This is a genomic window from bacterium, assembly GCA_021371935.1.
Lineage (GTDB): Bacteria > Armatimonadota > UBA5829 > UBA5829 > UBA5829 > UBA5829.
On the sequence record JAJFVF010000002.1, the window covers coordinates 385,096 to 400,081 of the forward strand.

The window sequence follows — 14,986 nt, forward strand, 5'->3', positions numbered from 1 at the left end:
GTTTTATCGGGAATCCTGCCGAGGTACATGCGCGTATAAGAGTTTGTCAGGCGGATAGGCAATTGGCAAGCTCATCTGTTGACACGAACTTGTGTGTCTTGTACAATGAGGCTCGTACCACTACTTTGATAGTTGGGAAGTTTGTAAATGAGCGCACCTAATTTGCAGGTGATCTGGCACAGGTACAAGATCGGTGGAGATGTGAAGGCGCGAGATACGCTGATCCAGCATTATGCGTATTTGGTGAAAATTACTGCCGGACGTGTAGTAACGAGTCTTCCTCCAAATGTTGAGCGTGACGATCTGGTAAGCGCGGGAATTATTGGTCTTATAAAAGCTATAGACCAGTTCGATACCAAGCGCGAAGTCAAGTTCGAGACGTATGCAATCGCTCTGATTCGTGGAGCGATTCTGGAGATGCTGCGTGAGGAAGACTGGGTGCCACGGTCGGTCAGAGAGAGAGTCAAGGCTCTTGAAAGGACCTATGTCGAGCTGGAGAGCCATCTTGGGCGACCTGCCACTGAAGAAGAAGTGGCTGAAGCGATGGGTTTGGAGATGGATGCATTTCATACGCTGCTTGCCGACACAGGCCGTGCATCGCTCCTGAGTTTGGACGACATTGTCCTTTCTAGTGAAGGCAATGAGAAGATACATCTGGCGGATGTGGTCTGTGATGATTCCGCAGACACTTCAGGTGATGTAGAGTCGTCAGCGATGAGACAATCTCTTGGCGAGGGTATCGACCGACTGCCTGATAGGGAAAAACTGGTAATTGCTCTTTACTATTATGAAGGTCTCACATTCAAAGAGATCGGAAAAATTCTTGAGGTATCAGAGTCCAGGGTCTATCAGCTTCACACGCAGGCTGTCCTGAGGCTGAGGGGCTATTTACAGCGCGACTTGGCGCTGTTCCATTAAATTCTGAGAGGAGCGCATTTTAATGCACAAGATTAGATTTAGTCTGATCGCTATAGTGGTACTGGCAATATTGAGCACACTACTTGCAGGCTGCGGAAGGAAGGGCCTTGTCAAGATAAATGGCGAGAAAGTCTCGAAAGATGAGTTCTATTCAAGACTCGAGCAGGTGCCCGTACAGACTCAGCAGGGGACAAAAATGGCGGGTCAATATGTGATCGAGCAGATCATCGGTGAGAAGCTCATTCAAGGGCTTGCCGAGAAGGAAGGCGTGGCGCCGACTTCGCAGCAGATCGACAAAAAGATTACAGCGATCAAAAAAGAGAGCGGGGGAGACCTGGCAAAGGTACTTGCTCAGCGCAGTATGACGATGGACGATCTCAAGAAACAGCTCACCATTCAGCAAGCTCTGGTGAATGTTGTTTCCAAGGGTGTCACCGTCCCTGATGCTGATGTCAAAAAGGCATATGAACAGGCCCTTGCGGCAAAGAACTCGCCATTCAAGCGTCCGGCTCAGGTGTTCGTAAGTGTCATTATCAACTCAGACAAGAAGGCTGTGGACAAAGCCTACAAGATGATTTCGAGCGGCACTGATTTTACCACAGTTGCCCTGCAGACCAACGACATTCCAATGCTCAAGCAGAGCCAGGGTAAGCTCGGCTGGGTCGGCAAGGAAGATAAGCAGTTCGGAGACCAGATAAGAAACTTTGCTTTTTCATCCGAGACGGGTAAGTTCAGCAAACCGTTTGAGGATGGCGGCAAGTGGGTTATTGTGAGAGCAGAGCGCAAACGGCCGCAGCGGATCCAGAAATATAATGACGTGAAGGATATGATCCGCGAGCAGATTGCTGTTGCAAAAGGTTCGCAGACAGGCACATTCCGCGAGGATATGCAGAAGTTTACCAAGGAATCGGACATTGTAGTCAATGCCGAGAGATACAAAGGAATAGTAGATAATATCAAGAAGGAAGCAGCCAAGAGCCTGGAAGAAAAGCTCAAACCGACTTCCGATAAAACTCCGGTTGCCAAGTAATTCTATAATAATATACTGAGAGGCTATATCGGGCGCGATCAATCAGTCGCGCCCAATTTGTTAGCTGCCGGTCGAGCAATAATGCCTGACTCCGATTTTCCAGATGTGTAGACATACTACAAGAAATGCAACTCCCACCCCTGGTGCAAGCCAGGGCAGCATTATGGGCAGCGATGCATTCTCAGGCCGATCCAATATGGCCAATGATGGAAAGTAGTTGACAAACGCCAGTGGCACAACAAACGTGAAAAATCGCTTGAACCATGGTTTGTAGATTGAGATTGGAAATTGAGCAGTCTCCACTCCTCCGTCCGTGAGAGTATTTATGATCTCCAGACTGTCGATTGTCCAGAATGCCATTGTAGCCTGCATTACGAACAGCCCAAAGAAAAAGCATGCTCCGCCTATAATAGCTCCCATTGTTAGTGCAATTTTTGCAGGTGTCCAGATTATCTGCAAAGTGTTTGCGCCCCAGAGGAGCACAAAAAATCCCTGTGCAAAACGCCCGATCTTGGTGAATTGAATTTCCTGGCCCAATATCTGAAGTACGGCGTTTCGTGGCCTGAGTAGTACGCGGTCGAAATTACCGGACTTTATCATCCCTGGAAACACATCAAACCCACGTGGAACCGTTTCACCTATAGCAAATGCGACATGGACGATCCCGTATATAACAGCAGCTTCGGGCAGTGTCCAACCGTTGAGCGCCTTGAACCTGTCAAACAGAGCCCACATCATCATGAATTCCATAGCCGTGACCAGAAGATTTCCAATTGCACTCATGGCGAATGACAGCCGGTACTGCATTTGTGCGCGTATTGCAATTGTCACATATCTAAAATAAAGCCCGATCGTGTTGGACATATCAGCCCCCCTGCACCACCAGCATGCGAGTGCCTCGGGATATAATCCATCGTCCAAAAATCACCAGTGCAATCGTCCATGCTGCTTGACGGGTCAGAACAAGCCATATGTCAGATGCAGGAATATGTCCCAAGTAGAGCCTGAAGGGCGTATCGACCAGATCGCGAAATGGAAGCGCATACAATATGTTTTGAACCCATCCGGGCAGCAGCGGCAGTGGGATTATAGACCCTGAAAACATCCATACGGCTATTGGAATCAACCGACTCGCGCCTTCGCCTGAAATCGTCCAGAAGAGCGAGACGGATATGAGATTGGTAATCGCGCATCCGACAGCCAAAGCGCCGATCATTGCAGCGGCCCATGCGAGTCCTGACCCAGCCGAGGCAGGCGGCTTCATGCCAAAAAATGGCATAGCAATTATCACTAGCGGAATGGCTCTAAGTACAGTGGGAGCAATGCGCATCGCCACCGCTCGGCAATACCAGGTCCAGTAGAGGTCCAAAGGACGAAGCAATTCGTACGCAACTGTCCCTGTGCGCATCATAGCTCTGATATCACTGTCCATACTCCACGGCAGCATGGCGAAGAGTGCCTGACCCAACCAAATGTACGTCACCACCTCTGGATATGTCATCGGCTGGCTCGACTTTGTAGAATGATAAAAGGCGCCGAAAATCATGATACGAATCAGCCCCCAAAACAACTGAGTCCCAAAACCGGCAACTGCTGCCGCACGATACTGCAGCAGCATGCGAAACCTCGCGCTTATTATTGCCCAATATGTTCTCATCGGCCTATCTTTCTATAGAGACGTGCGATTATTTCTTCAATCGGCGGGTTTTCTATAAACAAGTCCTGCACAGCATGCTTGCCTGCAATCCTGCATATAAGCTCCGCAGGCGAAATTCGATCAGGATAAAACCGCATATGGACTCTGCTGCCTTCCCGACTGATAACTTCGGCGTCTGGGTCGCTGATCTGGCTGTTTTCATCAACAAGATCCACAATAAGTCTGCGTTCAGTGCTGACGCTGATGCGCAAATCATCAAGCGTGCCGTCAGAAAGGATGCGTCCGCCGCCTATTACGATTATCCGACTGCACAAGGCTTCAATATCATCCATGTCATGTGTCGTGAGGATTACGGTGGTTCCTTTTTGATGGTTCAGCCGTTTTATGAAATCTCGAACCGCGAGTTTTGAGACCGCATCCAGACCGATTGTAGGTTCATCCAGAAAGAGAATTGAAGGTGAGTGAATGAGCGCTGCAGCAAGATCACATCTCATTCTTTGACCCAGACTGAGCTGACGGACGGGCGTATCTACCAGATTTGCCAGACCAAGAATCTCAACGAGTTCGTTTCTTGTTTGCAGATATTCTTTATTCGAGACCCGGTAGATATCTTTGAGCAGATCAAAAGACTCGATTACGGGTAAATCCCACCAAAGCTGTGTGCGTTGTCCGAACACAACACCTATATCGCGTACATGTGCCACACGCTGTTTCCAGGGGACTCTACCAAGTATCTCACACATTCCCGAGTCGGGAACCAGAATTCCCGAAATCACTTTTACGGTAGTCGATTTACCTGCGCCGTTTGGACCGACATAACCAACCAGTTCACCCGGTTCAATTTGGAACGAGATGCCATCGAGGGCGTGCACGGTTTGATAATTGCGCCGTACCAGTCCTTTGAATGCTCCCCACGTGCCCGAGGTTCGTTGGGCGACACGAAACGTTTTGACGATATTATCGGCAATAATCTGTGGCATTGGACATACCCGATGTAAAGTAGAAGTAGAGACGAAGCTACAACTTCGACCAGCGCATCAGATATTCCTTCGTAGACGTGCGATTTTTACTCGTTATTTATATGTCGGAATAATAATGCCACGCAGGATCACATTCTGAGCGAACATAAACACTACCATAGTCGGAATGGCTGCGATTACCAGGGAAGCCATTACCATCGGCATCGTATGTTTTTGTTGGAATTCATAGATGAAGACCATAAGTGTCCACATCTTGGGGTCCTGACAGACCAGGAATGCGTGCATAAAGGCTCCATATGCCGCTCCGAACGCACCAAGCGCAATGACAGCCAGTATGGGTTTGCAAAGCGGCAGGGTAATGCTCCAGAACATACGCATTTCCCCCGCTCCATCTATCAAACCGGCTTCATACACTTCGGGGGGCAGGCTGTCAAAGAACCCCTTGAGCAGGAAGATACCATATCCATTGGCAAGTCCCGGCAGCACAAGTGCCCAGTATGAGTTCATCAGACTTGCGGATATGTTGAAATGGAGGGCGGACGCGACATGTGGCAGCACCCAACCCGCAAGCACTCCTGTGACAACCAGTGCAAGCGTTGCGCTCAGCATCAACGGCATTTTGGAGCCGAACTTCTTTTGGAACAAAATAAACCCTAGTGTACAGGCTGCTACCACAAGCAATCCACCGAGAGGGAAGCTTTTTACCATCAGGAAACTTGGGATCATCAGCACTTCCGCTGGGAATGCCATCGTGGCAAGCAGAAATACCAATATATGATAAGTCTCCTTAAGCCTGAAGCGCGACATTGCATATGCTGCAAGTGGGTTCACGGTGAGCGTTGTGCCTATGGTGAGCAAGATATAGATCACTGTGACCCAGAGAGCATGACCGTGAAGCGCGATATAGTTGATGACGGTGGCGAAGTTATAAACCATATACTGCCGCCGGATTGAGTCTTTATGCGACAGGAAATAATCATAATGCAGGACAGCATATGGTATTCTGACGGTTTCAAATGAAGAATAGCTGGTGCCGTATGCTTGGTTTACATCCTCTATATTAGCGTATTTGTGCTTCAAGTATTGCCGCCAACTGTCTTCGGGTCTCATCAGCGATATCGCGCCCAGAGGGCAATTGGTTTGTATGAATCGGTTCCATAGAGCCGCATCGGTTTCTGTGATGGGTTCCGTATCTGTGAGCCGGGTGGAAATAGGTTTATTGTTTTGAGCGAGATATGCTTTCCAAGCGGGAGTAGCCTTCGCCATATCGAGCCTTATATATTTTGCCCATGCAGACTGGGTTAGGAAGTCATGTTTGATATCAGGTCCCAGTTTTCCTGTAATAAGATCATCGTAGGTGATTTTTGAAAGTATAGGGTGGCCATTCGCGTCTCTTGGGATTGACTTCAGAGTCGTTGGTATATTGGCAGTGCTTAAAAATTTGTATAGAACAGTGTCCGCATCAAAAAGCGCGGTGCATTCAGGACTGCGCGTCTCGATGAACTTGCGCCAATCCTTTGATCGATTGCTGCCGTCCGGCTTACGATGGTCTGACTGAGTTGGAATTCCAAAGTCCTCCCAAGTCTGCGCAGTATCGGTATAGGCCTTATTTGCCGCCGAAACGGTGTGATATTTGGTTTTTAGCCATTTGAAATATACAGCTTGCAATGCAAACGGGCTGTCACTAACAGTGGTGTCCAGGAAGAGCGGCTGTTTGAATTCAGCGGGACAGACGTTTGCTATGAAGTCACGTGCATCCGAAGCGGCAGCTTTGCGATGGCTGGCTGGCACTTTTTGCAATTGACCAAAATCAGATGCCTGTATATCGCGGACTGTAAACCAGTTGTCTTTGTCGAACCATACGCTCAGCGATTCAATCGGCGCGGCATCAAAAATATACTTCTTAAACAGGATAGAATCGTTTGTCCAGTATGCAGGAATTGGATTAAACTCCACTGAATCGGATTTGCCGCTCGTTGCCATACATACCATCAGCAAAAACGGGTAGACCATTGTCACAGCGCCGACCATCAGCAGGAGATACATTGCCAAAAACATTAATCTGACCTTAAGGGACTTGCGTCCAACCACACTTACCAGAGACATATATTTTGCCTTACCCCTTCGCGCCTTTTGCTTCTTGTTCGACAGATGTGTTTCGGAATTGGATTTTGTTAAGAATCTGAAGCTGCTTCAGCGTAAACCCGAGCAGTATCGCGCCCATAATCCAGGCCATGGCCGTAGACAAGCCAAAGTTGAGGAACATGAATGCGTTATACCAGATATACAGGCCGGTTGTCATAGTCACATCCTGCGGTCCGCCGCCGGTCATCAAGAAGATGTTGGTAGACTCCTTGAATCCTCCCACGACCGCTCCCACGAGGTTGATGATGATAAGAGCCTGCAGGTTCGGATACATGACATTTATGACTTTCTGCCAGAAACCCGCTCCATCCAGGTCTGCTGCTTCATACTGTTCTTCCGGTATACCTTTCATTGCGGCAAGGTATATCAGACACCCGGGACCTGTTCCTGCCCATATGACCGGGATCACCAGCCACAGCATAGCCAGGCTCGGGTCTCTCAGGAACGACTGTATACTGAAATTGAATTTGCTGCCGAAAGCCGTAGAAACGGCGTGCAGTCCACCCGTAAAAAGGAGACTGCCCAGGTAGCCGACAATGATGACACCCAGCGTGCCCCCCAGCACACCAGCCAACCATCTTTCCCGTTTTGAGTTTGTTGTGGCTGTAGACTGCAAGAGTAGTGAAATAGTAATCATTATGCCGATTGCAAGCACGGCGAGTTTAATAAATATTGCGAGCGGACCTGGCAGTGTGTTAAACCAAAGGATAAGGCTGTTGATGATGCCATATTCCGTAGGATCATAGATCAGCCATTTCCAGAGGAAGAGTGTGACCACTCCGGTCGTCACAGCGGGCAGATAAAATATAGTGCGGAACAACACCTTGCCTTTTGGTATTTCGGTAAGCAGTATTGCAAGTCCGATTGGCGCCAAAAAGCCCAATCCGACAAGCATCACCATATACTGGAATGTCTGCAGTAGGTATTGCCAGAACTTGGGCTCGCTTGCAGCTTCGATAAAGTTTCTCAGACCGACAAAACTGGACCCGCCCAGTATTTTATAGTCCTGGAATGCCATTATCATTCCCCGCATAAGCGGATAATATGCCCAGATAAGTATTGTGCCGACAGCGGGTATCAGGAAAAGCCATGCGTAAAGCCGTTTGCGCTCTTTGTTTCCGCCCACACCAAAGCCTTCATTGTCATTGACCTTGGCCTGACTGCTCATTGCAAGTTTGACGACTTTATTGGCAGCCCACACTAGCGCAAGGGCCATTATCGCAAAGATGCCCCAACCGATCCTCGACCGGCGCTTGACCTCTGAATCCGGCATTTTGCCTAATATCATGGTGTTTACATTGCGTACAGACTCATCCATGATTTTCTGGGGATCGTATTTGAACTTGCCTGTATTTGGATCGGGCGTGTCGTTTATGAGTGTCTCGATCGGCATGTTCAGCTCTCGCGTTTGAACATTGGTCCAGCCGGGGCAGTATGGCTCGACTCTGCCGTTTGTCTCGATATCTTTCCAGAGCTGTCGCATAGTTGCCGGTTGACGAGCAAGCAGGTCTGTGTATCCGATTTCTTTTAGGATGGAGGGACGTACATACTCACCCATGCCATAGCCGATCAGCGTTTGGGCTATAATGCGCTGCGCTTCGGAACCTGTGCAAAACTCAATGTATTTCCATGCGGCATCCCTGATAGCGTTGACATTGCGCCTGCCTAGTTTGTCTTCCGCTTTGATCCCCGCGCTTATAGCCAGATAATCGCCCGCAACGTATGCCACATGCTTCTCATTTTTATAAGAAGGGATAGGCGCAACAAAGAATTTGTATTGATCGAGAACATCAGCGTCACTGAGAGTGGATATTTCCATCGCATAAGAGACATTCACTCCTCCGAGCCTGCCGGACTGATTGTCTTTTGCCTGAGTGACACCCCAATAGATGCGTTTACGGACAGCCTGGTCTTTGAGGTCAAATACTTTGCCGGTCTGTGGGTCTATAGCTTTGCCAGATTTGAACATCGCCGGCGTAATATCAAACTCATGATCGCCATTGCGCATCCATGGCTGATGGATCAGCTTTCTGTAGAAATAGAATGCTCGCATGGCTTTTGGTTCGTTTGTAACCATTCGCCATTCAAGATCATATGCCGAATAACCTGTCGGCACACCCAGTTTACGAAGGGTTTCATCGGCGTTTTGCAGTCTTGGATAGTATGTTGCCGCATCCGATATTGTTATATTCAAATGGTTGTAGTCAGCCATAGGTGGAGGCGTAGGTATAAGGGAATCATTTTTGCGATAGTATGAGCGCACCACTTCCCCGCCGCCAGACCATACATAGTCAATAAAGTGCCATCCTGCAGAAAACCCTGTGAGCATTGAAAGCCCATATTGCCTGCGGTCTCCTGGTTTGGAGTCAGGTTCTTTTCTCGGATCGATTGTCATATGGCGCGCATATCTATAGAGTTCATCCCAGTCTTTTGGAGCGCGGCCTGCCAGTGCCCCTCTGGCAAAACAGGCTTTGTCACACTTGAGCGCAAGAGCATAAAACGATTGCGGGATGGCAATTACCGATTTGCCGTCAATGGCCGGTTCCCAGGCGGCACTCGGGGCAGCAATACCGGTAAAATTTTTGCCTGTGCTTTTGCGATATCTTGTGAGGTAATCGTTCAATGGATAGCAGAATTTCTGCTGACGATAGGCTGGGATTTTACGCACATATGGGGTCAGTACATCTGGTGCAACTCCACCTGCCATGGCAAGGAACTCATTACTTTCATATGCAGGGCCTTCTTGAACCGCTAGAGGCGAAAGCACTTTTACTCTGATTTCCGGGTGTTTGCGGCAAAACTCTTCAAACACTCTGCGTCTCGCCACGAAACGAGGGTCGGCAATAGACTTGTCTGGAACGTTCCACAGTCGTAGTTCCACCTTTTCACGTGCAAAAACAGCAGGCAGCGATACAACAAAAGTTGTGATGAACAGCAATGTGGAGAATATAAATTTCAGAGAGGCTGCTTTCCAGAACTTAAGACTGATCATTACTGGTAAATATCCCTTATTTGTAATTGTATAATTTGTTTACTTGAGTATATCATAACTCAGCTCATCAGCAAAATTACAAGTCCGTTGTAAAGATAAGCTACATTAGAATGTTAATGCGTTGGTTGTGCAAAATATAGGGTATCAACACTTATCAAAATAAAAGGTGCACAAGTGGAACGTGAAGGCTGGACAGGTATGAGAAAAATGTCGGAGGCTTGCTGGGCGCAGGCGCGTGCCAATTATGCAGCAGCCGTAACGCTTCTGGATGCTGGGGTTTATTTTGCCAGTGTGTTTTTTGCGCAGCAGGCTGCCGAGCAGGCTCTAAGGGCTGCCACAATTCAGCAGGAACAGAAAATTCCACGTGGTCATAATCTGATACAGATGTGCAATGGACTCGAAGCGCCACTGGAGGTTATGAATGCAGCCGCTGAACTGAACCCCGAGTTTCTTGCCACTCGCAGTCCTGAAGCAGTCTCAGGCGTGCCTTCTCAAAACTATGATCGCAAATCCGCACGTCTTCACCTACGCTGTGCTCAGACAATAGTTGACTGGATCAAAGAGTCGATGTATTGACTGTGTATTAGCGAATATTACATACCTAGTCGGATATCTCCGCAGCATGTAAAGCTAAACCTCCTTATTAACAAGGTACTTCACGACCATCTTTATGATATATGGAAAAGTTTGCAGCAGGATTTTGCAATCGAGAAGCAACGACCAATGGCTGACATACCATGCCTCCATTCGTACTCGTTCAGGATAATCCGTATCTTCAGTTCTATGAATTTGCCACCAGCCGGTCATGCCGGGTTGCACCGACAGGATCAATTCTCTCGAATCACCGTATATCAAAGTTTCCTCATATAACACGGGTCTAGGTCCAACAAGGCTCATATCACCAAGTATGACATTGATTAGCTGTGGAAGTTCATCAATGCATGTTATTCTAAGCAGTTTTCCAATCGGAGTTACGCGCGGGTCATCGGCCAGTTTGAAACTAGACTTATAGTGCTCTCGCATTCGCTCATCTCTACGTATTACCTCTTCGGCTCCAACTTCCATTGATCTTAGCTTTAGAACAGTAATCAGCTTTCCATTACGGCCTATTCGCTGCTGGCGGAAAAGCGCTGGCCCACCGTCACGTCTTATGACAAGGGATAAGATGAAAATCAATGGGGCAGTAATAAATAGAAAAAGAATCGCTACTAAAAGATCAGCCCAGCGCTTTGCTGTAGAGCTAGCCTGCAGTTCTTTATGAAGCATTGAAGTGGGTGCTGTATCAATGGAACTGAGATCGACTTCATAAGAAGACACTCTGCACTCGGCATCTATATCCTGATCAATGACTTTATTCATCATCAAAATCTCCATTCCAGTTCCTGGCACCGACCAATACTACCTGCCTATCATGCGGACTCTATCACTGACAATTCCTTTGCCATCGTATCTGATCCTTAATCCACGAATTCTACCAACGCCTTGAATGTCTTTGCTTGTGGACAATCCTTCAACCTCAACTCTGGTACCATCTCTGGTTGGGAAATGAACACTCGGATCAAATACATCAGTGCCTCTCATGATCCTTACACCCTTATAGCCATTATCGTTGGGCACTCCGCTTCCATCGTCCAGAAAAAACCATTCAGACTCTCCATTCTTACCATAGCCACTGGATATGCCTTTGACTTTTATAAGCATACTATCAGTATTCCGTCCCACAGCGTTTACTGTACCGGGAGTGTTGCCATCTTTAGCACCACCACATTCCCTCACACTCACACTAATCGCTTCCGGTATATCCTGAGGATTACCCGGCGAATACTTCGGAACGGCAGCCAGCCGAAATACTCGTCCTGCGTACCAAACTGATTCCAGTCTACCTTTCATATAAACGATCTTGTCACCCTCAGCTAATGGATCAGGCAAAAACATGCCATGATTTGTCTCGACCCATAAACCTGCACTTGCATCACGAGCTTCAATTGAAAACCACGATGCCTTCGTCTTCAGGTTTTTTTCAATCCTTATGAACGTTACCACTGGCTCATTGCCACTGCACGGTCTGAATATTATTTCTCCGTCTTTAGCTTGTTTAATTTCTGCAAGGGTGGAATATATGCGCACTGAATGAGAGCTGTCATTAGTATTTGTCGATGGTGAAGCTGCAGATATTCGATCAATACCGCCCCTGCAGATGACAATAATTGCGATCAACAGTGATATCCATAATAAGCCTCGCTCATAAATCATGCTTTTCATCTTTCTTGTCCTTTGCTCAAAGGTTCGAGTGTGATTCTAAGTAATGTTGGACCGTGCTCCACCTGTGAAAAATCGGTTACTTGATCTTTGTAGCCATTGCAATGGAGTTTCAGATGATTGCTTTGCCCCACCGGTATTTTTCGTATATGCTTGAACAGACAATCACCATTTTTGTCGGAGAAACATTGCTTCCTATATGGATGAAGAGTTAACGTTACTCCTTCAATGGGTTTCCCCGATTTATTTATTGTCCGGACCTGGATATCGCCAAAAGGCAGTTCGCCGGCATCACCCATCACAAACCACTTGTGACTCAGTTTTTTTGCATAATCTTGATAATTCACCGGCAGAGATTTAGCTGATAAAATCGAAATCAGCGCCATTCCTGCCACCGTTGTTATGGCAAACATATATCTTTTGATATTACTCGTTCCAACGATATATGATGCTGAGTTGCTGTCTTTTGAAGCCATATAGCCCATCCAAGTGCCTATCAGCGCTGGAATAATCGGCATGACAGCTTGATACCAATAAATTACATCAACCGCAAGCGATAATATAAATCCAAAAATTCCTGCTGCACAGGCGATCAGAGCATTGCGTTCAGCCGGGTTATCCAAAGATTCTCGCGCATTGGCAAACACTTTATAGCAACAATAGAAAACTAGTACGAAAATAAACAAGCCGACAAGGCCCATATTGCACAGTATTTCGCCGAAAATGTTGTGGCAATGAAGGTGATCTTCAGTCAGAGGCAGATGTGCACTAATAAGATGCTCAGTGTATGATGAGTGCCAGGAGCCTATGCCATTTCCGATCAATGGACTGTGCGCAAATTCTCGCATTGCCCAGACAAGCATCATTCCACGCTCTTCATGTGGCTGGCGAGCTATTGTAAGCATAGTTACAATAAGAACCACAGCAATAGCGACAAGCACCAGGCTAATAACTATTCGACGGTCTATCTTGCTGTTGCGCGGCTGTTGTAATATAAAAAAGAGTGCTCCAGCAAGCATCCCAACAAGAGCTGCACGGGTTTGAGTTAGAAACAGGCATACAATAAAAAATCCCGTAATGATGATTGCCGGGAAGCGAGCTTTCTTGGAAGCATAAATCAGTGAACCAACAGATATGCCTATAATTAGAAGCATGTAATGCCCGACAGTGCTGGGACCTGCAAGAGAGTCTGCGCCGAACCGTGGAAAAGATGGTTGAGCTATATAATAACTTAAGCTGAGAGCCAGCAATTCCAGGCATGCAATTGATATTGCTAGCAGCAGGACTCGTACTCCACGAGCGAGAAAAGCTGCCTGATAAGCAATGACAAAGCTGAGTATCCAGATAGGGAGCTGGCCGAATTGTAAATTATATGGTAGACCCCAAATACCAAATAGCAATAGCGCAAACATCCACGAGGGCATTGCCGAGGCATGTTTGGTTCGCCGGGTGAGGATGATTATTAAGAGTGCAATGGGCAATGCAGATAGTGTGAATGTCGCAATTGCCTGTGGCTTGTCGGCTGTCTCAAAAAATGTATACCTATGAAAATATATATAACTCATCACCGAGAATAAGGCATACCAAACCAGTCCAATGATTAGAAAAGCATTCCAAATTTTGCTGCATGGTATATTCAGTCTCGGAATGAATGGCAGGGGAACTGCAGCCACCAGCACTGCCATCGTCGCAAGAAGGAAAGAGACGTCATCGATTGGCAATTTGCTATGCAGTTGTTGTATTGCAGAGAATCCAAGCAGGATGCCAAGTCCAATTTGAAGAATCCAGCCCGCTGTTTGCCCACTATCAATTTTTTTCAAAGTCGGCAGTGAGTCTATTTCAACATTATCGATAGTTTGCTGTTTCATAAATGACCTCATCTGTTCTAGCTGGAGCAGCAGGCGGTGGAATATGTCCTGAAATCCAAGCGGGTAATCTTTCGTTTAGGGTTGAACAAAATGATTGTTTGAAAGCCTCAATTGAGAAATGTTCAGCATTCTTACGTGCTCGAGTTGGATTCAAGGTCATTGATTCTAGTTGAACGATGGATTCGCAGAGTGAATCGACTGTCGGTTCTTTGAAAAGCAGGCCTGTAATTCCGTCGATTACCGTCTCAGTGGCACCTCCACGGCCATACGCCACTACCGGTCTGCCACATGCTTGAGCCTCCACAGGAGTCAGGCCAAAGTCCTCTTCTCCTGGGAAAAGAAGCGCTCTACAGTGAGATAAAGTATTTGCGACTTCATAATCAGGCTGGTTTCCTCGAAATTCGATGGTTGGGCCTGCGATTTTTCTCAGCAATCTTTCATCAGGACCGCTGCCTATAATGATCAGTCGACGTTTTAGCTTATTAGCAGCATTTATGGCTAGATCAATTTTCTTGTACGGAACCAACCTTGAAAGCACAAGATAATAGTCACCAATGTCATCACTAATCTGAAAGCGAAAAATGTCCACACCGGGATATACAACATCTGCTTCACGCCTGTAATATTTCTTTATTCGATCCTTGGTGGTATTTGAGTTTGCTATAAAGCAATCCACTCTGGCCGCGCTGCAGTAATCCCATAGCCTTGCCCAATGCATTGCGGCAGCCATAATGGACTTACTTAAGCGATTGGTTCTCTTTGAGTAGAAAGAAGCTGGATCAGTGGTCCAGGCATATCGCAGTGGAGAATGACAATAGCACACATGAACAGTATTAGGCCCGCAAATCACCGATTTTGCTGCGCAATGGCTACTGCTTATGACAAGATCATATTCCGATAAATCGAGTTGCTCAAAGTAAAGTGCCATCAATGGCAGGAATAGCCGATGGTTCCTGTGGGCTAGTGAAAAACGTTGCAGGCTTGACGTGTGGATGTCCCAGCTTTTCCATGATTTAGGCAGGCAATCCATATCTGCGATGCTTGTGAACACCGGTGCGTTCGGGAAAAGCTCATGTATGTGTCCGAGCACTCTTTCCGAACCGGCATAAACATTTAGTCTGTCATGTACAAGCGCAA

Annotated in this window: 12 protein-coding genes; 3 read left to right on the plus strand and 9 right to left on the minus strand. The window is 47.2% G+C overall.

The genetic code is table 11. The features are described from left to right. Nucleotides 1–147 precede the first annotated feature (147 nt). Nucleotides 148–918, plus strand: coding sequence for a FliA/WhiG family RNA polymerase sigma factor (locus LLG46_01775; GenBank protein MCE5322024.1), 771 nt, complete (start codon nucleotides 148–150; stop codon nucleotides 916–918). 22 nt (nucleotides 919–940) lie between these two features. Further along, nucleotides 941–1,948 (plus strand): peptidyl-prolyl cis-trans isomerase, encoded by a 1,008-nt coding sequence (locus LLG46_01780; GenBank protein ID MCE5322025.1) that lies wholly within the window; start codon nucleotides 941–943, stop codon nucleotides 1,946–1,948. A gap of 60 nt (nucleotides 1,949–2,008) precedes the next feature. Here the strand turns inward: LLG46_01780 and LLG46_01785 are convergent, their stop codons facing one another. From LLG46_01785 to LLG46_01805, 5 genes are all read right to left on the minus strand, one after another. Beyond that, nucleotides 2,009–2,812 (minus strand): ABC-2 family transporter protein, encoded by an 804-nt coding sequence (locus tag LLG46_01785; GenBank protein MCE5322026.1) that lies wholly within the window; start codon nucleotides 2,810–2,812, stop codon nucleotides 2,009–2,011. Nucleotide 2,813: 1 nt separating this feature from the next. After that, complete coding sequence (locus tag LLG46_01790) at nucleotides 2,814–3,605, minus strand: ABC-2 family transporter protein (GenBank protein ID MCE5322027.1); 792 nt, start codon at nucleotides 3,603–3,605, stop codon at nucleotides 2,814–2,816. Next, a complete protein-coding gene (locus tag LLG46_01795; protein ID MCE5322028.1) occupies nucleotides 3,602–4,585 on the minus strand; it encodes an ATP-binding cassette domain-containing protein in 984 nt (327 codons plus the stop codon). Before LLG46_01795 ends, LLG46_01790 begins: the two co-directional genes overlap by 4 nt. Nucleotides 4,586–4,678: 93 nt before the next feature. Further along, entirely contained in the window at nucleotides 4,679–6,691 is a 2,013-nt protein-coding gene (locus LLG46_01800; protein MCE5322029.1) for a carbohydrate ABC transporter permease, read from the minus strand. A 10-nt stretch (nucleotides 6,692–6,701) separates the two neighbouring features. Further along, a complete protein-coding gene (locus LLG46_01805; GenBank protein ID MCE5322030.1) occupies nucleotides 6,702–9,722 on the minus strand; it encodes an extracellular solute-binding protein in 3,021 nt (1,006 codons plus the stop codon). Between the two features lie 198 nt (nucleotides 9,723–9,920). On the opposite strand from LLG46_01805, the gene LLG46_01810 reads away from it, so the two are divergent. Beyond that, the gene (locus tag LLG46_01810; GenBank protein MCE5322031.1) at nucleotides 9,921–10,298 is read left to right on the plus strand and encodes a HEPN domain-containing protein; all 378 of its coding nucleotides are present in this window, start codon (nucleotides 9,921–9,923) and stop codon (nucleotides 10,296–10,298) included. 54 nt (nucleotides 10,299–10,352) lie between these two features. Here LLG46_01810 and LLG46_01815 read toward each other — a convergent pair whose 3' ends face one another. From LLG46_01815 to LLG46_01830, 4 genes are read right to left on the minus strand one after another with little or no spacing between them, the layout of a single operon-like run. Continuing rightward, on the minus strand, nucleotides 10,353–11,084 hold the full coding sequence (locus LLG46_01815) for a sugar transferase (protein MCE5322032.1): 732 nt from the start codon (nucleotides 11,082–11,084) through the stop codon (nucleotides 10,353–10,355). Nucleotides 11,085–11,120: 36 nt separating this feature from the next. Continuing rightward, entirely contained in the window at nucleotides 11,121–11,984 is an 864-nt protein-coding gene (locus LLG46_01820; GenBank protein MCE5322033.1) for a hypothetical protein, read from the minus strand. Continuing rightward, nucleotides 11,981–13,849 carry an O-antigen ligase family protein gene (locus LLG46_01825; protein ID MCE5322034.1) on the minus strand — a complete coding sequence of 623 codons (1,869 nt, stop codon included), beginning with the start codon at nucleotides 13,847–13,849 and terminating at the stop codon, nucleotides 11,981–11,983. The genes LLG46_01820 and LLG46_01825 overlap by 4 nt, the downstream gene beginning before the upstream one ends. After that, nucleotides 13,827–14,900, minus strand: a complete 1,074-nt coding sequence (locus LLG46_01830) for a glycosyltransferase (GenBank protein MCE5322035.1) — start codon at nucleotides 14,898–14,900, stop codon at nucleotides 13,827–13,829. The genes LLG46_01825 and LLG46_01830 overlap by 23 nt, the downstream gene beginning before the upstream one ends. Nucleotides 14,901–14,986 lie beyond the last annotated feature (86 nt).

Bases quoted from the DNA above. Each gene is read 5' to 3' on its own strand.
- LLG46_01775 (MCE5322024.1), top strand. From the start codon at position 148: ATGAGCGCACCTAATTTGCAGGTGATCTGGCACAGGTACAAGATCGGT.
- LLG46_01780 (MCE5322025.1), top strand. From the start codon at position 941: ATGCACAAGATTAGATTTAGTCTGATCGCTATAGTGGTACTGGCAATA.
- LLG46_01785 (MCE5322026.1), bottom strand. From the start codon at position 2,812: ATGTCCAACACGATCGGGCTTTATTTTAGATATGTGACAATTGCAATA.
- LLG46_01790 (MCE5322027.1), bottom strand. From the start codon at position 3,605: ATGAGAACATATTGGGCAATAATAAGCGCGAGGTTTCGCATGCTGCTG.
- LLG46_01795 (MCE5322028.1), bottom strand. From the start codon at position 4,585: ATGCCACAGATTATTGCCGATAATATCGTCAAAACGTTTCGTGTCGCC.
- LLG46_01800 (MCE5322029.1), bottom strand. From the start codon at position 6,691: ATGTCTCTGGTAAGTGTGGTTGGACGCAAGTCCCTTAAGGTCAGATTA.
- LLG46_01805 (MCE5322030.1), bottom strand. From the start codon at position 9,722: ATGATCAGTCTTAAGTTCTGGAAAGCAGCCTCTCTGAAATTTATATTC.
- LLG46_01810 (MCE5322031.1), top strand. From the start codon at position 9,921: ATGAGAAAAATGTCGGAGGCTTGCTGGGCGCAGGCGCGTGCCAATTAT.
- LLG46_01815 (MCE5322032.1), bottom strand. From the start codon at position 11,084: ATGATGAATAAAGTCATTGATCAGGATATAGATGCCGAGTGCAGAGTG.
- LLG46_01820 (MCE5322033.1), bottom strand. From the start codon at position 11,984: ATGAAAAGCATGATTTATGAGCGAGGCTTATTATGGATATCACTGTTG.
- LLG46_01825 (MCE5322034.1), bottom strand. From the start codon at position 13,849: ATGAAACAGCAAACTATCGATAATGTTGAAATAGACTCACTGCCGACT.